Annotated in this window: 17 protein-coding genes and 2 pseudogenes; 9 read left to right on the forward strand and 10 right to left on the reverse strand. The window is 58.9% G+C overall.

The features are described from left to right. Position 1: 1 nt before the first annotated feature. Together ACTJJ6_RS18365 and ACTJJ6_RS18370 are read left to right on the forward strand one after the other, a co-directional pair. Positions 2-4462 carry a glycohydrolase toxin TNT-related protein gene (locus ACTJJ6_RS18365; protein ID WP_049299087.1) on the forward strand — a complete coding sequence of 1487 codons (4461 nt, stop codon included), beginning with the start codon at positions 2-4 and terminating at the stop codon, positions 4460-4462. A gap of 6 nt (positions 4463-4468) precedes the next feature. Next, positions 4469-4843, forward strand: a complete 375-nt coding sequence (locus ACTJJ6_RS18370; RefSeq protein WP_016927241.1) for a hypothetical protein — start codon at positions 4469-4471, stop codon at positions 4841-4843. Positions 4844-5024: 181 nt separating this feature from the next. On the opposite strand, the gene sbmC is transcribed toward ACTJJ6_RS18370, so the two are convergent. Together sbmC and kynA are read right to left on the reverse strand one after the other, a co-directional pair. Continuing rightward, positions 5025-5492 (reverse strand): DNA gyrase inhibitor SbmC, encoded by a 468-nt coding sequence (gene sbmC / locus ACTJJ6_RS18375; RefSeq protein ID WP_049299086.1) that lies wholly within the window; start codon positions 5490-5492, stop codon positions 5025-5027. A 23-nt stretch (positions 5493-5515) separates the two neighbouring features. Further along, entirely contained in the window at positions 5516-6358 is an 843-nt protein-coding gene (gene kynA / locus ACTJJ6_RS18380) for a tryptophan 2,3-dioxygenase (protein WP_197817587.1), read from the reverse strand. 296 nt (positions 6359-6654) lie between these two features. Here kynA and ACTJJ6_RS18385 point away from each other — a divergent pair, with 296 nt between their 5' ends. From ACTJJ6_RS18385 to ACTJJ6_RS18400, 4 genes are all read left to right on the forward strand, one after another. Then, on the forward strand, positions 6655-7689 hold the full coding sequence (locus tag ACTJJ6_RS18385) for a LacI family DNA-binding transcriptional regulator (protein ID WP_049299084.1): 1035 nt from the start codon (positions 6655-6657) through the stop codon (positions 7687-7689). A gap of 270 nt (positions 7690-7959) precedes the next feature. Then, entirely contained in the window at positions 7960-9195 is a 1236-nt protein-coding gene (locus ACTJJ6_RS18390; RefSeq protein WP_016927236.1) for an MFS transporter, read from the forward strand. A 21-nt stretch (positions 9196-9216) separates the two neighbouring features. After that, entirely contained in the window at positions 9217-9981 is a 765-nt protein-coding gene (locus tag ACTJJ6_RS18395; RefSeq protein ID WP_440803277.1) for an SDR family NAD(P)-dependent oxidoreductase, read from the forward strand. Positions 9982-10030: 49 nt separating this feature from the next. Then, positions 10031-10447, forward strand: a complete 417-nt coding sequence (locus ACTJJ6_RS18400) for an RbsD/FucU domain-containing protein (protein WP_440803279.1) — start codon at positions 10031-10033, stop codon at positions 10445-10447. Positions 10448-10499: 52 nt separating this feature from the next. Here ACTJJ6_RS18400 and ACTJJ6_RS18405 read toward each other — a convergent pair whose 3' ends face one another. Next, positions 10500-11849, reverse strand: coding sequence for a colicin-like pore-forming protein (locus tag ACTJJ6_RS18405; protein WP_049299081.1), 1350 nt, complete (start codon positions 11847-11849; stop codon positions 10500-10502). 305 nt (positions 11850-12154) lie between these two features. On the opposite strand from ACTJJ6_RS18405, the gene ACTJJ6_RS18410 reads away from it, so the two are divergent. Then, positions 12155-13234, forward strand: coding sequence for a transketolase-like TK C-terminal-containing protein (locus ACTJJ6_RS18410; protein ID WP_164053861.1), 1080 nt, complete (start codon positions 12155-12157; stop codon positions 13232-13234). Here the strand turns inward: ACTJJ6_RS18410 and ACTJJ6_RS18415 are convergent, their stop codons facing one another. Further along, positions 13235-13672 carry a MarR family winged helix-turn-helix transcriptional regulator gene (locus tag ACTJJ6_RS18415; RefSeq protein WP_028128123.1) on the reverse strand — a complete coding sequence of 146 codons (438 nt, stop codon included), beginning with the start codon at positions 13670-13672 and terminating at the stop codon, positions 13235-13237. A gap of 154 nt (positions 13673-13826) precedes the next feature. Here ACTJJ6_RS18415 and aceE point away from each other — a divergent pair, with 154 nt between their 5' ends. Beyond that, a complete protein-coding gene (aceE, locus tag ACTJJ6_RS18420; protein ID WP_079449865.1) occupies positions 13827-16502 on the forward strand; it encodes a pyruvate dehydrogenase (acetyl-transferring), homodimeric type in 2676 nt (891 codons plus the stop codon). A gap of 27 nt (positions 16503-16529) precedes the next feature. Here the strand turns inward: aceE and umuC are convergent, their stop codons facing one another. The 6 genes and pseudogenes from umuC to ACTJJ6_RS18450 all read right to left on the reverse strand — a co-directional run. Then, positions 16530-17846 (reverse strand): translesion error-prone DNA polymerase V subunit UmuC, encoded by a 1317-nt coding sequence (umuC, locus tag ACTJJ6_RS18425; protein WP_049299075.1) that lies wholly within the window; start codon positions 17844-17846, stop codon positions 16530-16532. 2 nt (positions 17847-17848) lie between these two features. Then, positions 17849-18283, reverse strand: coding sequence for a translesion error-prone DNA polymerase V autoproteolytic subunit (gene umuD / locus ACTJJ6_RS18430; protein WP_047574693.1), 435 nt, complete (start codon positions 18281-18283; stop codon positions 17849-17851). A gap of 188 nt (positions 18284-18471) precedes the next feature. After that, a pseudogene (locus ACTJJ6_RS18435) lies at positions 18472-18651 on the reverse strand (SOS response-associated peptidase family protein); the annotation flags it as partial. A 313-nt stretch (positions 18652-18964) separates the two neighbouring features. Next, positions 18965-19336, reverse strand: coding sequence for a hypothetical protein (locus ACTJJ6_RS18440; RefSeq protein ID WP_126502249.1), 372 nt, complete (start codon positions 19334-19336; stop codon positions 18965-18967). A gap of 75 nt (positions 19337-19411) precedes the next feature. Then, a complete protein-coding gene (locus tag ACTJJ6_RS18445) occupies positions 19412-19921 on the reverse strand; it encodes a recombinase family protein (RefSeq protein WP_239664309.1) in 510 nt (169 codons plus the stop codon). 152 nt (positions 19922-20073) lie between these two features. Then, positions 20074-20259: pseudogene (locus ACTJJ6_RS18450) on the reverse strand (DNA polymerase V); the annotation flags it as partial. A 294-nt stretch (positions 20260-20553) separates the two neighbouring features. Here ACTJJ6_RS18450 and fdhD point away from each other — a divergent pair. Next, on the forward strand, positions 20554-21396 hold the full coding sequence (fdhD, locus tag ACTJJ6_RS18455; protein ID WP_337060947.1) for a formate dehydrogenase accessory sulfurtransferase FdhD: 843 nt from the start codon (positions 20554-20556) through the stop codon (positions 21394-21396). Positions 21397-21433: the final 37 nt, after the last annotated feature.

Genomic DNA, 21433 nt, shown 5'->3' on the forward strand with positions numbered 1-21433 from the left:
CATGGCTGAGATCTGGGCAGCAAGAAAGGATGACGAACTGATCCACACCAGCGCGTTGGCGGACATCGCCAGCGCCGTCGCGGAAGTCGCGGTATATGCGGTAGCGACCGCCGCCGTGTCCGCAGCAGCCGCCGCCGCAGCGCCGGCATTGGCAGGGGTGGCGGTGCTCGGCGCAGCGGCGACGGCGGCCTCCGGCTGCGTCGGCGCCGGGCTAATCGTCGGTTTTGTCACCAGCCTGACCGGCGTCGGAGAACATATCAGCAACGGCTGCGACGCCGTGGCCAACTGGCTCTTCCCGCCTTCCGTCTCCGGCGTCATTCTCACGGGCTCCCCCAACGTCTTCACCAACGCCAAACCGGCGGCACGCGCCGCCGGTCGCTTACTCACGCCCGCAGAGATCAAAGCGTTACCGGCGCCACAGCCGCCGCAAAGCTTCTGGGATTATGGCGCCGAGCTGCTGGCCGCCGGCGGTAATATCCTCTCGCAGCTATGGCAGCCCGGTGTCGCCGGCCCCAGCCAGCCCAGCCAACCGCTGGAAGAAGATAAAATCAGCTGCGACAAACACCCGCTTCCGCAATACCTGGCGGAAGGCTCCCGTAAAGTATTTATCAACGGCCAACCGGCCGTACGCAGCAATGACCGTTCAACCTGCGAGGCGAAAGTCTCGACCGACGTCTCCAAAAATGTGCAGATCGGCGGCGGCACGGCGGTGGTACGCGACATCAAGAGCGGCAAGCTGCCGGGTATCGGTTTGGCGCTGACCGTGCTGCCGCTGCTGCTCGGTAATCCGGCCAAGCTGGTTAAGAACCTGCCTTGCATGATCGGCGGCGGTCTGGCGGCGGCGGGCGTTAACGCCCTCGGCGAAGCGATCCACGCCGCCTTTAACCCGGTGCATGCCGCCACCGGCGCCAAGGTATTGAACGGCGAAGAAGATCTGGACCTGTTGCTGCCGGCGCGCTTTCCGCTGGTCTGGCAGCGCAATTACAACAGCCGCAATGGCTATCAGGGACTGTTTGGCCACGGCTGGCGCACGCCTTTTGAAATTTGGGTCGATCTTAACGACCGGGACGGCGTCGTTGAGTGTTGCCTGCATGATGAAACCGGTCGTGAGCTACGCTTCCCGCTGCCTGAGGTGAACCAGCCGAGCTTCAGCGCCGGTGAAGGGCTGATGTTCCGCCGCGGTGAAGAGGGACAGCTGCTGATCGCCGACACCGACGGCAGCGTCTGGCGCCTGTTCGTGCCGCTGCCGCAGAACCCTTCCCGCCTGCGGCTAGTGTCGTTGAGCGATGAGTACGATAACGCGCTGCTGCTGAACTACGACGAACGACAGCGCCTGAGCAGTATCACCGATAGCGCCGGCGCCATGACATTGCGGCTGGAATACGGCGATCCGCGCTTCGACGATCGCGTCACCGCCTTGCGGCATAACGACGAAGCACGCGTACGCTACCGTTATGACGACGGCGGCGATCTGCATCAGGTGATCGACGCCGGCGGCTTGGTCACGCGTGAATTTCACTATAACGCCCAACATCTGTTGACCCGCCACCAACAGGCCGGTGGGCCCAGCTTCGAGTATCGCTGGGCGATGTTCGACGACTGGCGCGTGGTGGAACACCGCGACAGCGCCGGCGGCGGCTGCACAATCGACTACGATTTGGCCACCGGGTTAACGACGGTCACCGAGTATGACGGCTTGCGGCACCAGCACCGCTGGAACGCCCAACGGCTGATCGTCGAATATACCGACGAGCGTGGTGAGGTCTGGCATTATCAATGGAATGACGAAGACATGCTGATCGCCACGCGCGATCCGCTCGGCCACGGCTGGCATTTCCGCTACGATGAAGCCGGCAATCTGGTCGAGGAAGAGGATCCGCTCGGCCATATTCGCCTCACCGGTTGGCTACCGCAGCGCGCGCTGCCGATCAGCGTCAAGGAGCCCAACGGCGCCACACAGCATTTCTACTACGACGAGCGCCATGCCTTGATTGCCGAGATCGATGCGCTCGGCCATACCCAGCGCTACCTGCGCGATGGCTATGGCCAGGTGGTGCAAGCCGTCGACGCCAACGGCGGCATCAGCCATTTCGCTTATGATGAGCACGGGCAATTATTGCGCGCCCGCGATTGCTCCGGCAAACAAACCCTCTACAAATATACGGCTCAAGGCTGGCTCAGCGAGGTAACCGACGCCGCCGGCGAACGCGTTCATTACCGCTACGATGCCGCCGGTCGCCTGACACAGCTGCAGCGCGCCGAGGGCTGGCAAGAGACGCTGAGCTGGAACGCGCAGGGCCAGTTGGATCGCTATCAGGGGGCCAATGGGCGCCTGACGCATTATCGCTATGACGCAGCCGGCCGCCTGCTGGCCACGCGCAATCCGCTCGATGGCGAGGTGGTGCGCCACTACGACGCCCGCGGCAGATTAACGGCGCTGCGCAACGAGAATGCCGAAAGCTACCTGTTCCATTGGACGGCCTGCAACTTGTTGCAGGAAGAAATCGGATTGGACGGCGTCAGCACCCGTTATCGTTACGACGAATGCCGCCGGGTCGTCGAGCGCCGCTTCGCCGCCAATACCTCCGCCTCCTTCTCGCACTATTTCAGCCATGACGCCGCCGGCCAACTGGTGAGCAAACAAACGCCCGATGGAGAAACCCGCTACCGCTACAGCCCGATCGGCCAACTGCTGCATGCCGCCAGTGACCGCGGCAACGCATGGCATGACGAGCCGACAACGGCTCAGAGCGAGGTCAGTTTTGACTATGACTTGCTGGGGCGGGTAACCCGTGAACAAGGTGCCAACGGTACGCTGCGCTATGATTACGATCCGATGGGTAACCGCACGCAAACCACATTGCCCGACGGACGCGCGCTGCGCGCGCTGTACTATGGCAGCGGCCACCTGCTGCAGCTGGCGCTGGACGATATCACCCTCAGCGAGTTCGAACGCGACAATCTGCACCGCGAGCTGAGCCGTACGCAGGGTCGCCTGACCAGCCGAGTGCATTATGACCGGCTGGGGCGCAAAGACCGGCGGGAGATCTTCAATGACAACCGCCAGCGCCCGGCGCCGGCCAGCAGCTCGCGCCAATGGACCTACGACTATCAAAACAACCTGACGCGCGAAGAACACAACGCCAACCCGTTCTCCTACCAGCGTTATCAGTACGATGCCTCCGGTCGATTGCTGAACCGGGACGGCACGCTGCCGGATACCGAGCGCTACCGGTACGATCCGGCATCCAACCTGCTGGATGAGGGGCAATTCCGCCAGCGGCACAACCGCGTACTGCATTATCAGGGCGTTGATTATCGGTACGATGTCTTTGGCCGCACGGTGGAAAAACGCAAAGGCCACTACCGTTGGCAATATCTCTACGACGCCGATCATCGCCTCTGCGAGGTGGTGCGCTACAGCCAGCATCGCAGCGAAGCACAGCAGCATGTGCAGTTCCACTATGATCCGCTCGGGCGGCGCACGCAAAAGCGGGTGTGGCAGCAAAGTCAGGATCTGCGCCAACCGGCCGGCAAATGCCAAACCACCACGTTTTTGTGGGAAGGTTTCCGGCTGCTGCAGGAAACTCGCGACGGCATGCCCCTCACCTATGTCTATGCCGATCAGGGCAGCTATGAACCTTTGGCGCGCATCGACGGCCACGCGCCGGCCCAAGTATTTTACTTCCACACGGCGCCGAACGGCGAACCGGAAAGCCTGACCGACAGCGACGGAACGCTGCGCTGGCAGAGCCACAGCAGCGCCTGGGGCCGCATAAAGTATGAGGAAAATCAGCAAGATCTGGATTACTCCCAAAACCTGCGCCTGCAGGGTCAATACCTGGATCGGGAAACGGGATTGCACTACAATTTGTTCCGCTATTACGATCCGGATATCGGCAGATTTACCCAGCACGATCCGATAGGTTTGGCCGGCGGGATCAACCTGTACCAATACGCGCCGAACTCGCTGGGTTGGGTGGATCCGTTGGGGTTGAGTTGCGGCAATTCCTGGAATAATTTTCAATCGAAGTCGAAAGGTGTTTTTGCATCCAGAAGCCAGGCATCTAAAGCTTATAATCTGTGGAAAAAACAAGATTGGGCGGCCTTAGAAAAATTCATGGGGCATGGCTCATGGCCTCCCAATAGAGGTTTTGTACAAGCAACGCCTACTACTCTTATGCCTGGAGCAAAAATTGATAGATACGGTGGCTGGACAAATAATGGCGTATTCAACGACCGAGGTACCTTTGTCTCTCCTGCTGGAGCCTCTTTTGGCAGCCGGGCATTACCGTTAGATACACTGGAAAAACCGTATCGAGTATATGAGGTGGTTAAACCAATCCAAGCAGATATGGGGCCTGCTATACCGTGGTTTAACCAAGCTGGTGGAGGAACACAATTTGAACTGTCCAAATCCATCAGTCAACTTCTTGCAGAAGGCCGAATCCGGCCAATTTGAGGAATTATGAGCGAAAAATACGTTAGCGTGAAGAAAGATAAGCAACTGTTTGATGGTAACGAAGAGCAGTTTCGCTTATTTAAAAAAGAAGTATCCATCCCTAACTCTAACGAAAAAGTACTTTATGATAACAGCTCTGCGATACCCATATGGGATATAGATGAAAACATCAGGAAGGCGATCGCAGAAAAAATAAGCGGAATAAAAGTCATAGAGTACCCATATGACCCAATACCTTCATATAAAAATGAAAATCTGGATATCTATGTTCAACCAGTAGAGTCGGACATGCACAAAAAAAGAATAACAATAATCACGGCGACGGGTGAATCACAACCAGCAAGATATAAGATAAAGTTGCTGGGTTTCATTTTTCACTAGCATTCTATTAAGTTCGCTTACTGCAAACAATAGATTTTATAAAAAACCTTAAACATACATTCTATGATATAGACATGGAATAATTATTCTTATGACTTTTCCTCTTTTAAATGAGTCTTTAAATACCCCATCAAAAGGCTCCCAAAGAGCCTTTTGATACGCTACCGCGCCGTTAGCCCCCTCACCACTTCTTCACCGTCTGGTAAATATCGAGGTCGAAATAGCCGTCGGCTTCGCAGTCGTTGAGATAGTGCTCATAGCTCACCCCCTCAACCGGCTGGTAGCCGCTGGCCGGCAGCAGCTTCTGATAGAACTCGCCCCACACCCGCTCGAAATCGCCATCGCTGATGCGCACGTGGTAGACCGCATACTGCCCGGCGGGCAGCGTCTGCACGGTAACGCCCTCGCTGCCCGCCGGCAGCGCGAAATCGTCCGCCACGCTCATCACCACGTCGGCGCGCAGCTTTTCCGGCGCCACTTCCGCCGGATCGTCCCAATACAGCACTAGCCATTTGCCAAACGGCACGCCGTGGCGCTGCCGCCATGCCAGCAGTTGCTGCGAGCCCTGCGGGATCGTCTGCGGATACGGCCCCACGACTCTGACACCCACCACCCTCTCCGCCGCCTTATCGATAATCCTCACGCTCATCGCCCTTATCCTCTTTCGTTATCTCAGGCGCCGATTTCGGTGCGCACATCCAGCAGCTCGGGGAAAAAGGTCAGATCCAATGCCTTTTTCAGGAAGCTGACGCCGCTGGAACCGCCGGTGCCCGACTTAAAGCCGATGATCCGCTCCACCGTTTTCATATGGCGGAAACGCCACAGGTGAAAACTCTCTTCGATATCCACCAGCTTCTCCGCCATTTCATAGGCTTCCCAGTAGGTCTGCGGGTTGTCGTAGATCACTTTAAACGCCGGCAGCAGATCCGGGTTGCGCTGGTAGGGCTGCGTCCAGTCGCGCTTGAGGCACTCCTGCGGGATCGGCAGGCCGTGGCGCGCCAGGTACAGCAAGTATTCGTCGTACAGGCTCGGCGCTTCGAGGATTGCCTTCAGCGCGGCGTGCTTTTCCGCGTCGTTGCTGAACACCGCCAGCATCGCCGCATTCTTGTTGCCGAGCAGGAACTCGATCGACCGGTATTGGTGCGACTGGAAGCCCGATGAGCTGCCCAGCACGTCGCGAAACTCGACGTACTCCGACGGCGTCAGCGTTTCCAGCACCGCCCACTGCTCGAACAGCAGCCGCTGGATCTGTTTAACGCGCGCGAGGATTTTGAAACAGTGGCTGAGTTTGTCCTGCTGCACCAGCCGCAACGCCGCCTGCAGCTCGTGCAGCATCAGTTTCATCCACAGTTCGGAGGTTTGATGCTGTATCACGAACAGCATTTCGTCATGATGCGGCGGGTTGGAGAGCGGGTGCTGGCAGTCCAGCAGTTGGTCCAGGCACAGGTAGTCGCCATAGCTCATGCGTTTGGAAAAATCGGTGACAATCGCGCTTTCTAATTCCCGTTTGTTCATCTGTGATCTCCGTTGCGCCCAGCGCCCCATCGGCCTGGAACGTGCCGCAAAGAGAAAACAATAGTACAGAACCCGCCGCCCCGAAGGGCGATAAACGAGAGATGCTTCGCAGATCTCACTCATCTGCGTTAACACAGTGCCCCCACCCCCGCTGTTGTTTAGTAAACAACACGGCTGCCGCCTGACGACTCTCACAAATGCGCAATCCCATGCGCGCGGCGCCCCGGTTGCGGCTTGCCTGCGGCCGGCTTCCCTTATAGATTGCAGGCTAACGGCAGGCAGCAAGGTATCGGCAAATGGCAAATATTCGTGATGTGGCGCGGTTGGCCGGCGTGTCCATCAGCAGCGTGTCGAACCTGCTGAACAATCGCAGCCACCAGATGAGCGCGCAGACCCGTGAGCGCATCGAACGGGCGATGGAAACCCTGGGATACCGGCCGGCCCGAGCGGCGGCGCCCGCGCCGCAGGCGAAGATCATCGGCCTGCTGCTGCCGTCGATCGTCAACCCGAGCTTTTCGGCGCTGGCGCATGCGGTCGACGGCGCGGCGCGGGCTCACCGTTACCGCGTCTTGCTCGGCAACGCCTACCGCCAGGAACAGGAAGAAGCCGCGTTTATCGACGATATGTTCCTGCACGGCGTGCGCGGCATCATCGTGGCGGCGAGCGACATTCGCCAGACTCATTTTGTTCGGGCCGCCGAGCGAGGCATGAAGATTGTCAGCTACGACAGCCCGTTCGCCGAGCCGATGGCCACCGATACCCGGTTGTTCGACAGCGTGTCGATGGACAATATCGCCGCCGGGCGCCTGGCCGCGCAGCACCTGCTCGAGCGCGGCTGCCGACACATCGTGTTCGCCACCGAAGCGACGCTGACCGTCGGGCGCAGCCACAAGATCGACGGTTTTCTGAGCGCGCTGGGGCACAGCCTAAGCGAACGCCAACGGGTGATCGAAGGCAAAGCCACCAGCGCCTACGGCGACACGGAAATGTTCGAATTGGGGCTGACGCTGGCGCCGCGCGTTCTCGCGTTGGCGCCGCGCCCGGACGGCATCGTGGCGATTAACGATGCGTTGGGCATCGGCCTGATGGTGGGCCTGCGCGCCGCCAGCGTCCAGGTGCCCGCAGAGATCTCGGTGATCGGCATCGACAATATCGCGCTGGCCGGCCTGGCCGAACCGGGGTTGACGTCGATTGGCCCGCCGCTGGCGGAGATGGCGCAGCTGATGGTCGAACGCCTGATCGGCCGCATCAACAATGATTCGAAACCGCCCGGCGAGTTTCTCTTTCCGCCGACGGTCATCAGCCGGCGCTCGGTCAAAGCCGCCGGTTAATACGGTAAAAACGACTTTCCCAGACGATGCGCAGTCGGCATCGTCCGGATCGCCACAGCTAAAAGCAGAAAAAATAGAATCGTCGCAATAAATAAACGGCGCGACGCTTTTATGCACGCAACGTTGTTATTCAGCTCTCCGCTCATGGCTTTGGGCCGGGACGCTATTATTCCGATTAACCACATGGGAAAAACCATGATGAAAAAAACAATGCCAAAGGATATTGAACGCAGCGCCATCAGGAAATTGACGCTGCATATTGTGCCCCTCATGATATTGTTGTATTTCCTGGCCTTTCTCGACCGCAACAATATGGCCTACGCCGCCAAAGCGCTGGAAGATAATTTGGGATTGACCGCCTCGGCTTTCGGCTTCGCCTCCGGAATTTTCTTTATCGGCTATTTCCTGTTTGAAATACCCAGCAACGCCGGCACCATTAAATTTGGCCCGCGCATCTGGTTCGCCAGAATATTAATTTCCTGGGGCATCTTCGCGACCCTGCTCGGTTTTGTGCGCACGCCGCTGGAGCTGTATATTTGCCGTTTTATGCTGGGCGTGTGCGAAGCCGGTTTCTTTCCCTCGGTGGTGTATTACTTCACGGTCTTCTTCCCGGAAAAGTACCGCACTAAAATTCTCGGCATGTTTATCATCGTCCAGCCGCTGTCCAACGCCGTCGGCTCGCCGATTTCCGGCTTTATTCTCAATATTCAGCATGACTGGTTCGGATTCGCCCCCTGGCAGTTGCTGTTCATCCTCGAAGGGTTGCCGCCGATCGTCATCGGCCTGCTGATCCCGTTCCTGATCAAGAACTCGCCCAAGGATGTCGGTTATCTGAACGTGGAGGAAAAGGCCTGGCTGATGAGCAACGCCGGCCGCTCCAAATCCGGCTCTAAAATCACGCTGGCCGACTTCCTGAAAGGGATTAAAAACAAGAAATACCTGCTCTACGCGCTGCTCAACTTCGGCATGGTGTGCGGCATTTACGGCTTCGGCACCTGGCTGCCGTCGATCATCAGCGCCCTCTCCGGCGGCGATATCTTCCGCGTCAGCCTGCTGGCGCTCATTCCCTACGGCCTGGCTGCGCTGTTGGTGTATCCGTGGAGCCTGTGGGCCAGCAAAACCAAAAAACTCGGCGTGTTTGCCGGCCTCAGCATGGTGGTCGCCGCCATCGGCCTGATGGGGGCGGTGACGTTTTTTAAATACGACCCGCTCGTCGCGCTGTCGTTCCTATGCATCGCCGCCATCGGCATCTACACCGCCGTGCCGCCGTTTTTATCCATGCCCGCCAATATCTCCACCGGCGCGGCCGCGGCCGCCGGGCTGGCGGTGGTCAGCTGCATCGGCAATATCGGCGGTTTCGTCGCCCCCTATGCGGTGGGCGTGCTGAACGATCTGACCGGCAGCAGCGCGCCGGGGCTGTTTTTCCTGGCCTCGTGCCTGCTGGCCACCGGGCTGATCTGCATTTTCTACTGCGCCAAACAGCGTGAAGGCGTCATCAATTCTTAACGAACCAATAAGGAGTCAATCATGGGCGATCTTGCGGGCAAAAAGGTCTTTATCACCGGGGCGGAACAGGGCATCGGCCGCGCCACCGCGGAGCGGCTGATCAAGGCCGGGTGCGACATCTATTTTCACTATCACAGCGACGAAAGCGGCCCCAAGGCGCTGGTGGCGCTGGCCCATTCACTCGGACAAAAGGCCGCCTACGGCTACGCCGATCTCATCGACACCGACGAAACGCAGCGCTGCGTCTCGGCCGGCGCCGAGTTTCTCGGCGGCATCGATATCCTGATCAATAACGTCGGCGGCATCGTCGGGCGCAAATGGCTGGGCGAGATCGACCGCGCCTTCTGGCAAACCGTGATCGACGTGAACATGACCACCATGCTGAACGTCACCCAGAGCGCGCTGCCGCATCTGAAAGCGGCGCCGGACGGCGCCAGCATCGTTAACCTGGCCTCACAGGCGGGCCGCGCCGGCGGGCACTCCGGCTCGCTGGTCTATTCCGCCACCAAGGGCGCGGTACTCACCTGGACGCGCTCGCTGGCGGCGGAGCTGGGCGAGCACGGCATCCGGGTGAATGCGGTCGCGCCCGGCCTGATCCTCGGCACCCGTTTCCACAATCGCCACACTACCCAGGCATCGGCGGAGGAAACCGTTCGCGCCATCCCGCTGGGCCGCGCAGGCGCACCGGACGACGTGGCGCGCGCCATCGCCTTCCTGGCGGCGGAATACGACGGCTTCATCTCCGGCTCGACTCTCGACATCAACGGCGGCATCTACCGCATGTAATTCAGCTGCGGGCGGCGCGCTTGCCGCCCGCCCATTCAGGAATCGCTTTATGATCAAATCCGCCATCACTCACCCGTCGCTGCTTGCCGCGCTGGCGCAATGCGGGCATAAAACCCAGGTGTTGATCGCCGACGGCAACTACGCCTGCGTGACCCACGCGCCGAAAGACGCCACCGTGGTCTATCTGAACCTGGCGCCCGGCACGCTCGCCGCCCCGCCGATCCTGGAAAAACTGCTGGCCTGCATCAACGTGGAAAGCGCGGCGCTGATGGCCTGCCCGCCGGACTTCACCAACACCATCGAAGCCGAATACCGGCAGCTGCTGCCAGAGCATTGCCCGATAGAATACCTGCCGCGCGAGGCATTTTACGCCGCGGTCAAATCGGATCGGACGCTGCTGGTGATCGCCTCCGGCGAACAACGCCGTTTCGCCAACCTGCTGCTGACGGTGGCGCCGGTGGTGTGAAAGAGGTAGAGGGTGTGAGGGGTAAAATGAGGGGGCCAGCCCCCTCATGCCGTTACAGGTCAACGACCCACTTCTCCAGCTCCCCCGCACGTTCCGCATCGATATAGCTGGTGGCCCAGCCAAACAGGTAAGCGAAGGCGAAAATGCCCACCGTCGACGACACCAGCGTCGGCGCGAAAAACGCGGCGATAGCGGAAAGCGTATACCCTGCGCCGATCGACAACCCGAGCGCTTCGAGCTGGTTGCGGAACGCTTTCCAGTTGCCGGTAGAGAAACCTTCAATCGCGGCGTTTACCAGATCCGCGCCTTTGATCGCCCAGTCCACCCCGGTGAAGACCTTGCCCAATACCCGCGCATTGCGGGCATACTGTTCCGCATCGATCATTTTCAGCCAGGCGACAATCGCCGCTTTGTCCTGCGCCTTGAGCTTTTTGTTCAGGCCCTTCGTCAATTGCTCGTAGGTTTTCTCCGCATCTTGCACGTTGCGGATATATTTTCCTTGAATTCCCGCCTCCAAATCCTTGGCGAGTTTGGCGTATTTCGCGCCGATCTTTTCCGCGATATCTTTATTGATACCTGCGGCCAGGCTGACGCCATCCTTGATGGCTTTTAATTCCGCATTTTGATATTCGACGAACTCCTTAACGATCGTTTTTACCGAGCCGGGCGATTTTACCGGCTTGCCGTTGGCATATTTCACCTCCATGGCATTCAGGTTATCCCCTCTCACCACGGCGATAAACGCGGGCCGGTTCTTATTGGCCTTATAGTAGAGGTTGTAGGTCGCCACTCCGTCTTGCTTTTCCACCTTCAAATGATGAAAACCGTAGTAACTCCCGGTCGTGCGGGTCGTCGAGAATTCGCCGGTTTTGCCGTTGCCATGCCAGCCGCTGACGGGCCGATCGCGATGCGAGTCTGTCACGAAACTGCCTAACGAAGAGGCGCCGATCTGCCCGGCATTCAGGCCATTGTTGCCGCCTTTACCAGGGGGTGAGGGCTTGCGCGCATGGCCGGTTTCGATATCCCCGATCGCCACTGTCACCCCCTTGGCGTTGACCCCCATCACCAGCCCCCCCAGGCCAATGTGCTTCGCCTGATCGGCCGTCAAACCGGTGGCGGAAAGGCTCAGCGTGCCGGATGGGCTGACGCTTTCAATATGCAATTTCGCATCCGGGTTAATTCTGCGCGCCGCCTTAATCACCGCCTCCAGTTTCATGCGCAGCGCCGGATCGTTTTGGATCGCCGCTATCTGTTGCTGTTCCGGGCTGTTGCCAACGCCGGCACCGCCGCGATCGCGATCGCCGGAATGGCCTTTATCGCCGCCCCCCGGCTCAGGGCCCGTACCGCGTTCAGAACTCCAGTTAGTTCCATCTCCTTTACCGCCATAATTAAATCCAGGCATATGCTTTCATCCTTATTTCGTTTTATTTTTAAGATGCCGATATTCTCGTTTAACGCGGATTGACACGCGCATTATCCCTATCGGCAAACCGTTTTTAGCTGCCCGTCATTTATAAAAAGCCGCAGAAATAAGGACAACGGATGGCGGCTGTCTGGTCGGTGAAACAAATAGGATCGCGTCTGCATAACCTGAATATATCGCCGCGGGTCACGCCTGGATGGCTGCGACCTGTTCAGAAGTCATTGGCACACGCCGTGAATTGCAATTACAATCATCGCACTTGCAACTTAAAAGGAATGCTCCGCATGTCGCCTCAACGTATAACAATGCCTGCCGCCTCCGCCAGGACCAGAACTCTGGCCGAAGCCTGTATCCGCAAGATGGCCTCCGTCAGCCAGAACGCCGGCGCGTCGCTTCCCTCTTCCACCGCTTGGACGGCGGAAGCCTTGAGCGAACTCAACGCCAGCGGCGACATCTGGCTTATCGACGGCAGAAGGCGCGCCGAGCCGCCGAGTTCCCGCTACGCCACCGCCTGGCCGCTCTGGTTTGGCCATCAATCAGAGCGTTATGAGAAGCCGTTGTTTTACTGCGTCAACACGCCCTCGGTGGACATGCTCCGCGGGCTTGAGCCGGAAACCAATCGCAAGGGGATTTTCATCAGCGATGCAGATACCGGCAGTGCCGATTTGCCGAAAGGCGTTCAGGCCTGGTTCCCGCTTCAGCTCACGGCCATGCCGGGCTGGTTGCCTTTCGATCCGGCCAATGCAAGAGAAACCGGCGCGATACTCCATCACGCCCTGCGCGCGCTCTATCTGGAGGGAACGAGGAAGATGGTGTATCTCGCGACCAACGCAGACAATGGCCCCCTCTCTTCAGGGGAGCCGTTTGTCGCAGAACAGGCGTTCAAGGGGATGTATCGTGTCGCGGCGGCGGCGGACTCGCCGTTGCAGGTTCGCCTGTGCGGCGCCGGCCGTGCGCTCGCCCGCGTTCAGCAGGCGGCTGAGGTGTTGAAAAATTGGGGTATCGCGGCCGAAATCTGGAGCTGCCCCAGCTACACGCGGTTGGCGCAGGACGCCGAACTCGCCGACATGCAGCGCCAGGACAGCGGCGGCGAATGCCATCTGAAAACGTGTCTGGGCGCCGGGAATGCCCCCGTCGTCGCCGTCACCGACTATTCGCATCTGCTCGCCAACCAGCTCAAGCGGTTCATTCCCGCACGCTTTGCCGCGGTGGGCTCAGATTCACGGGTGCGCGGCGAAATCTACTACCCGCAGGCGGAATGGATTGCGCTCTGCGCCCTCAAACTGCTGGCCGACGAGCAGAAAATCCCTTCGGCGCTGATCGCCGATGCGCTGCGCGTTCTGCACATCACGCCCGATGCCTGATCATTCTCTGGCCAGCTGCATCGCATTGTTCAACGCGTCGGAGAAGCGTGCGATCTCTTCTTCGCTGAACTGGTTGAGAAAGTGGGTGTTGACCACCGAACGGTAGATCTCCCACATCTTTTTCCGCAGGGCCTTGCCTTCCTCGGTGATAGTCGCGAAGGAGGCCCGGCGATCGTCATCCGATCGAAAACGCGTGACCAGCCGCTCTTTTTCCAGGCGATCCATCAGGCGGGTCAGGTTGTAACGCTCAATCACCAACACGTCCGCCAGCTCATGCATGCGGCGTGTGCCGTTTTCCCCGCTTTCCAATCCCCATAACACGTCATACCAGGCGTAAACCGGCAGCCCCGCTTCCGACAACTTCGCCTCTATCTTTCTGATCATCGCCCGATGCGCGCGCACAAAGGAGAACCACAGGTCGGGTTGTTTATCTGTCATGTCATTTTTCTCGTCAAAACCGGTGAGTTGCAATTGCAATTGTAAAGGGATAGAGTGGCTTTCGCCATTGTTGCATTTGCAATTATTGCACTTGCAACTCACTAAATCCCTGTATCGCTCAGCGCCTTATCAGGTAAGTACATTTGGAGCCTTTATGAACCAACCCGCGGTAAAAGCAGATCTTGACCCACAGGAGACGGCTGAATGGCTTGAGGCATTTGAAGGTGTCACTGACATCGACGGCCGTGAACGCGCGCATTTTTTGTTGGAAAGAATGGCCGAAGCCGATCAGCGAAAACACGGTGATTTCTTCAGCCTGGTCACCACGCCCTACGTGAATACGATCCCGGCCTATAAGCAACCGACGTATCCCGGCGATCTGGCCGCTGAAGCGCGCATCAATGCGTTTATTCGCTGGAACGCCATGGCGATGGTGCTGCGCGCCGGCAAACATTCCAACGTCGGCGGGCATATCGCCACCTATCAGTCGGCCGCGGTGCTTTACGATGTGGGATTCACGCACTTTTTCCGCGGGCGCACCGATGAGTTTGCCGGCGACATGGTGTATATCCAGGGCCACTCCGCCCCCGGCATTTATGGCCGCGCCTATCTCGAAGGCCGCATCGACGAGGAACTGCTCGACAACTTTCGCCGCGAATCCACACGCCGCGGCCTCTCCTCCTACCCGCACCCGCGGCTGATGCCGGATTTCTGGCAATATCCCACCGTTTCGATGGGGCTGGGGCCGCTGACCGCCGCCTACCAGGCGCGCTACATGCGCTATCTGGAATACCGCGAACTGAAACCGCACCAGGGGAGAAAGGTATGGGCGTTTCTCGGCGACGGCGAGATGGATCAGCCGGAATCACTGGCGGCGATTGCGCTGGGCGGGCGAGAAAAACTCGATAACCTGATCTTCGTCGTGAACTGCAACCTGCAACGGCTGGATGGCCCCGTGCGCGGCAACGGCAAGATTATTCAGGAGCTGGAAGGCACCTTCAAAGCCGCCGGCTGGCAGGTGATCAAGGTAATTTGGGGCAGCGGCTGGGACAAACTGCTGCAAAAAGACCGCTCCGGATTGCTGATGCAGCGCATGATGGAGTGCGTCGACGGCGATTACCAAACCTTCAAGTCGCAAAGCGGCGCCTATGTGCGGGAGCATTTCTTCGGCAAGTACCCGGAATTGCTCGAGCTGGTCGCCGACCTGAGCGACGATGAGATCTGGGCGCTGCACCGCGGCGGCCACGATCCGCAAAAGGTGTACGCCGCCTACCATCAGGCGGTGCATACCACGGGCAGACCGACGGTGGTGCTGGCCAAAACCGTCAAAGGGTTTGGCATGGGGGAAGCCGGTGAAGGGCAGAACATCAACCACCAGCTGAAAAAAATGAGCCAGGATGCGGTGAAAGCCTTCCGCGACCGTTTAGGGCTGACCATCTCCGACGCCCAACTGGCAGAGATCCCTTACCTGAAGCCCGAACCCGACAGCGCGGCGGCGAAGTACATCACCGCGACGCGCACCGCGCTGGGCGGCTACATCCCTGCCCGCTTCGGCCAATCCACTCCGCTGGCGATACCGGAACTATCGCGCTTCGACGGCCTCCTGAAAGGCAGCGGCGAACGCAACATGTCGACCACCATGGCTTTCGTCAATATCCTCGGCGTGCTGCTCAAAGACGCCAACATCGGCAAACTGATCGTGCCCATCGTGCCGGACGAGTCGCGCACGTTCGGCATGGAAGGCCTGTTCCGCCAGATTGGCATCCATTCCTGGCTCGGCCAGCTGTATACCCCGCAAGACGCCGGGCAGCTCAGCTACTACAAAGAGGCCAAAGACGGCCAGATTTTGCAGGAAGGCATCAACGAATCCGGCGCAATATCGACCTGGATCGCCGCCGGCACCGCCTACAGCAACCACGATGTCGCAACGATCCCGTTCTATATCTTCTACTCCATGTTCGGGCTGCAGCGGGTGGGCGATCTCGCCTGGGCGGCGGCCGACGCGCGCACCAAGGGTTTCCTGCTCGGCGCCACCTCCGGCAGAACCACCCTGATGGGCGAAGGCTTGCAGCATGACGACGGCCACAGCCACGTGCTGTCTTCGGTGATCCCCAGCTGCGTCTCCTACGATCCGACCTATGCCTATGAACTCGCGGTGATCGTCCAGAGCGGCATGCGCAGAATGTTCGTTGAACAAGAGGATATTTACTACTACATCACCTTGCTCAACGAGGGCTACCCGCAGCCGTCGATGCCGGCGGGCGTGGAGGACGGGATTATCCAGGGCGCCTATTTGCTCAAACGGAACGAAGCGGCAAACCAAGAGAGCCCGCGCGCTCAACTGGTCGCCAGCGGCGCCATCATGCGCGAGGCGCTGGCGGCGGCGGAGCTGTTGGCGGCGGACTTTGGCGTCGCCAGCGATATCTGGAGCGCCACCAGCCTGAGCGAGCTGCGCCGCAACGGCATGGCGGCCGAACGCTGGAACCTGCTGCATCCGGAAGATCCGCCGAAAGTTCCTTATATTCAGAGCCTGCTGGCGGCGCATCCCGGCCCGGTGGTGGTGGTAACGGACTATATGAAGATCGTCGGCGATCAGATCAAACCGTTCTTGCCCGACCGCGCCTTTATCGCCTTGGGCACCGACGGCTTTGGCCGCTCGGACACCCGCGAGGCGCTGCGTGAGTTCTTCGAGGTCAATCGCCATTTCATCGCGCTCGCCGCCCTGAAGCTGCTGGCTGACGAAGGCCGTATCGCCCGCAGCGAGGTCAATCGCGCCATGGTACTGTATGGCATCGCCCCCGATAAGCCGGATCCGGCGACGGTGAAGTAACACTCGGCCTACCCACGCCGCCGGTTGTCACCCGCGGCGTTTTTCTTCCTTCGATTCAGCGGTGCGCGGCGCCCGCTCCCCCAGCCGCGCCACCGGGATATCCGCCAGCCGGGTGGTGTAGGCCGGCGACAGCATGTCGCGCTTCATTTGCCACGGCTTGACGATCCCCTGCCCGGCGAACCATACGCGCCCGCGCCCTTCCTGATTCAGGCGATCGAGAGTCGCCATCAGCCGTTCGCTGTTGCGGCGCGGCGGGCAGTCGTCGAACAGGTCGATCTGCGCCATGGCGGCGGCGCTGAAATCCCCCAGCACCACGCCGCCCTTCAGGTAACGCCGCCCTTCCTGCCAGATGCTCTCCAGCGCGCGCACCGCCATGGCGATGATGTCGCGGCTGTCGTTGCTCGGCGTTTGCAGCCGGGCGGTGCCCATATTGCTGTAATACCCTTCGCCCGCCGAATGCGGGCTGGTTTTGATAAACACCGAGACGTTGCGGCAGTAGCGCTTTTCCTGCCGCAGCTTTTCGGCGGCGCGTTCGGCGTAGCTGCAGATCGCCTCGCGCATGTGCGGATAATGCGTCAACCGCTGGCCGAACGAACGGGAACAGATGATCTGCTCTTTCGCCGCCGCCTCATCTTCCCACTGCAGGCACGATTCGCCGCGCAGCTCGCGTATCGTGCGCTCCAGCACTACGCTGAAGGTTTTACGCGCCAGCCGGGTATCGCAGTCCGCCAGCTGTAGCGCGGTGTGAATACCCATCGCCTGCAGCTGGCGAGTCAGGCGCCGCCCCACGCCCCACACCTCTTCCACCGGAAGCAGCGCCAGCAGTTTACGCTGGCGCACCGGATCGGATAAATCCACCACGCCGCCGGTGCCGCGCCATTTCTTGGCAGCGAAGTTGGCCAGCTTGGCCAGCGTTTTGCTCGGCGCAATGCCGACCCCGACCGTCAAATGCAGCTCGCGCCGGATGCGATCGCGCACCCGCTGGCCGAACGGCTCCAGCGCCTCGCAGTGGGCCACACCGTCCAGCCGCAGAAAGGCTTCGTCCAGCGAATAAATCTCCACCGCCGGCGCCATCTCCTCCAGCGTGTCCATCACCCGGCGGGACATATCGGCGTACAGCGCGTAGTTGGAGGAGAACACCGCAACGTTGCGACGGCGCATCTCCTCTTTGATTTTGAAATAAGGCGCGCCCATCGGCACGCCCAACGCCTTCGCCTCGGCGCTGCGGGCGATCACGCAGCCGTCGTTGTTGGACAGCACTATCACCGGTCGCCCCCGCAGGTCGGGCCGGAAAATGGTCTCGCAGGAAGCGTAGAAGCTGTTGACGTCTACCAGGGCGAACATGGTTACAGCGCCGCGTAGACGATAAAGGTCACCACGCCGAAGATCTCCAGCTGCGCTTCGTCGTCGAACACGATCGGCGCGTAGGCGGGGTTCATCGGCAACAGCCGCACGTCGGGGTGACGCTGCAGTTTTTTGACGGTGAATTCGCCATCCACCGCGGCGATCACGATATTGCCATGCTCCGGCGTCAGGGCGCTGTCGACAATCAGCAGATCGCCATCCTGAATATTGCCGTCGATCATCGACTCGCCGCTGGCGCGCACGAAATAGGTGGCGTTGGGGTGCCGCACCAACAGCTTGCCGATGTCCAGCCGGCCTTCGACATAGTCCTGCGCCGGGGAAGGAAAGCCGCAGGCCACGCGATCGGCAAACAGCGGTAACGTTAGGGGTTCACCTGGTGAAAAAGCATACAACCTTGAATTGCTCAGCATAATCATAACCAAACTGTATATTTATACAGTTAAGCATAAACAAAACGCGAACGCGTGCAACCCCCAATCCCCCTGCGGATCGCGCTTTCCCGCGTAATATAATAATTTTCTGAGCGATTTTTCCTGCAGCTTTTGGCGTTCTTCACGTGTGTTTGCACACATGATATCCACCAAAACTGTGGATAATGCGGCACTCAGACCGTTGGCGTATCGATGGGCAGGATGAGTGAGGGATTGTCATTGCGAACGGCGCCGACGGCGGGCGATACCGGTTGCCAGACGAAATCCTCTGCCTGCAGGCTGTACACGTCAGCCTGCATTTGACCAGAGGGCGGGACTAAGCGGGTGTCGAGCCAGTCGCGCGCGGCCGTCGGTCTCTGCTGCGTACAGCGCCGCAAAGAACAGCGGCAGGCCTTGCCTCAGCAAGAGCCCACGGGAGGAACGGCGGACGGCCTTACAAAATGACGCCAATAAAATTGCGACTGGCAATGGCATCAATGGGACGGCCAGAGACGAAAGTCAGTACGTTATGCCAGGAGCTTGGGATAACCCGACAAACGCTGTACCGCCACATTTCCCCTGATGGTCCACTGCGAGCTGACGGTATAAAGCTGCTCAACCGGGGATAATTTTAGCGGACGGAAAAATCTGGGGTTCCGGCGTAGAACCCCGAATAAGGAATAATCCTTAATTCATTTCCGGATTATTAATTCCATCTAAAACCTCTCGGCAATATTCTTTTTTATAGGCTTCATCATTACTTAATGACTTAACCAAAAAATCAGCATTTTTCCAACCATTATCCCAATGCGTATCGAATCCTGACTGTTCATACTTTAATGTTCTAGTTAATGAGTCTTTTATTTGTTTTTTATATTTATCAATTTTCTCATTGGTTGCCCCACAAACATCATGTGCAACACGAGCATTTGAGCCAGAAAAACCTATTGCTGAAATTGCCATCGCTTCATTTGATTTGTCGAAATCATTCGCATATGCCACAGCATTAGATAAAGCGAATATGACAAGAGCAGGTATGATTTTTTTGTATGAAATCATCTTTCACCTCTAACTCATTGATTGTTCATGGGGTCAGTTTGGATATCGAAAATTATTGTACATTAAGGCTGCTTTTTAATCAGTCTCAACTTCTTTATAGAAGGCCTGAATGCGACAAACTTGGGAAGTACTGTAGCCTGTCGCGTCTGCTGTTTCTCGGATGCTCAGTTTCTTAATCTGTCGGTAGTACAGGACTTTCTGATGTCGTTCCTGATCTGCCTGCTTTCCCCGGTATCTACCCAACGTATGCGCCCGTTCAATTCCCTGCTTTTGCCGTTGGCGGCGACTCAACCAGTCCTTATGTGACATCGCGGCCATCAGGTCGATTAGCATGTTATTGATGGCGGTTATTACTGCACGGGTGATCGGGTCCGCCTGTGAAGGATCTTTCTCTGACAGCGCCTGCCATGAGGTAGGGACATCCAGGCTGACAATCCGTAACTCATGCTGCTCAATCTGCTTTTTCAACGTCATCCAGTCACTGTTGCTGAGACGGGTCAGGCGGTCTATCTGCTCAACCAGCAAAATATCAGTTACCGTTTGGGGGCGGCATACTTCCGCATCAGTCTCCAGCAGAGCGCCGATGAGGACAGGCTCCAACCCCAGCGTCTATTCCTTTGCCCGGATACGGCCGTCATTCACCTGGATCTGCACCGGCAGTCCGGCATCATACGCGGCCTGATACCCGCCGGCGACCTGCAGCGCGTCACCTTCCAGCTTTATGAACGTTCCGTCCGCGCGCCACGCACGAAATAAGTGGCATTAGGATGCCGCACCAGCAGTTTGCCGATATCCAGCCGGCTCTCGACATAGTCCTGAGCCGGGGAGGGAAAACCGCAGGCCACGCGATCGGCAAACAGCGGTAACGTCAGGGGCTCACCTGGTGAAAAAGCATACAACCTTGAATTGCTCAGCATAATCATAACCAAACTGTATATTTATACAGTAAAGCATAAACAAAACGCGAACGCGTGCAACCCCCTATCCCCCTGCGGATCGCGCTTTGTCGCGTAATATAATAATTTTCTGAGCGATTTTTTTTTACGCCTGCTAAGTGTTTCACTGCCCCTTGCACACACGTTATCCACCAAAACTGTGGATAACCTGCAGGGCGTGATTCCCTACGCGAGTGGGATCAGAATCCTGTATAATCCCCACACCTGCTAATAAGAATTCATCCTCGTCGGCGCCTCGTCACCGACGGTCACGAGAACGTTATGAACAAGCACCTACTCCTCGCAGAAACCGACGATATCAAACAGGAATGCCTGTCGCGCCACGCGGTCTGGCAGCGCACCGATCTGGCACAGGTGCATCAGGATTGGCTGGCGGAAGAAGTGCCGGTCGCCCTGGTGTACAACGGCATTTCCCACGTGGTGATGATGGCGACGCCGAAAGATCTGGCGGCCTTCGCCATCGGTTTTTCGCTGTCCGAAGGCATCATCGCCTCCCCCGACGACATCTACGACATCCGCCAGCAACCGGCCTGCAACGGCATTGAAGTGCATGTGGAACTCTCGAGCCGCCGCTTTATGCAGCTGAAAGAGAAGCGCCGCAGCCTGGCCGGCCGCACCGGCTGCGGCGTCTGCGGGGTCGAGCAGCTGCAGGAGGTTGCTCAGCCCATCGCGCCGCTGCCTTTCACGCAACGTTTCGATTTGGCGCTGCTCGACCGGGCATTGGCGCAGCTGCAGGACGTGCAAACGGTGGGTAAACTGACCGGCTGCACCCACGCGGCGGCCTGGATCCAGCCGGACGGCGCGCTCAGCGGCGGATGTGAAGACGTCGGCCGCCACGTGGCGCTCGATAAGCTGCTGGGCTACCGCAGCCAACAGGCGTGGCTGCAGGGTGCGGCGCTCGTGTCGAGCCGCGCCAGCTATGAAATGGTGCAAAAATCCGCCATGTGCGGCGTCGAGATCCTGTTCGCCGTTTCCGCCGCCACCCGCCTGGCGGTGGAGGTGGCCGAGCGCAGCAACCTGACGCTGGTGGGCTTCAGCAAGCCGGGGCGCGCCACCGTCTATACGCACCCGCAGCGGCTCTGGCAATCGACAACGGCGGCCTAACGCCGCCGGATAAGAATCGACTATTCTCAATAGCAGG

The organism is Serratia sp. 22278, from assembly GCF_052045405.1.
GTDB classification, from domain to species: Bacteria; Pseudomonadota; Gammaproteobacteria; order Enterobacterales; family Enterobacteriaceae; genus Serratia; species Serratia marcescens.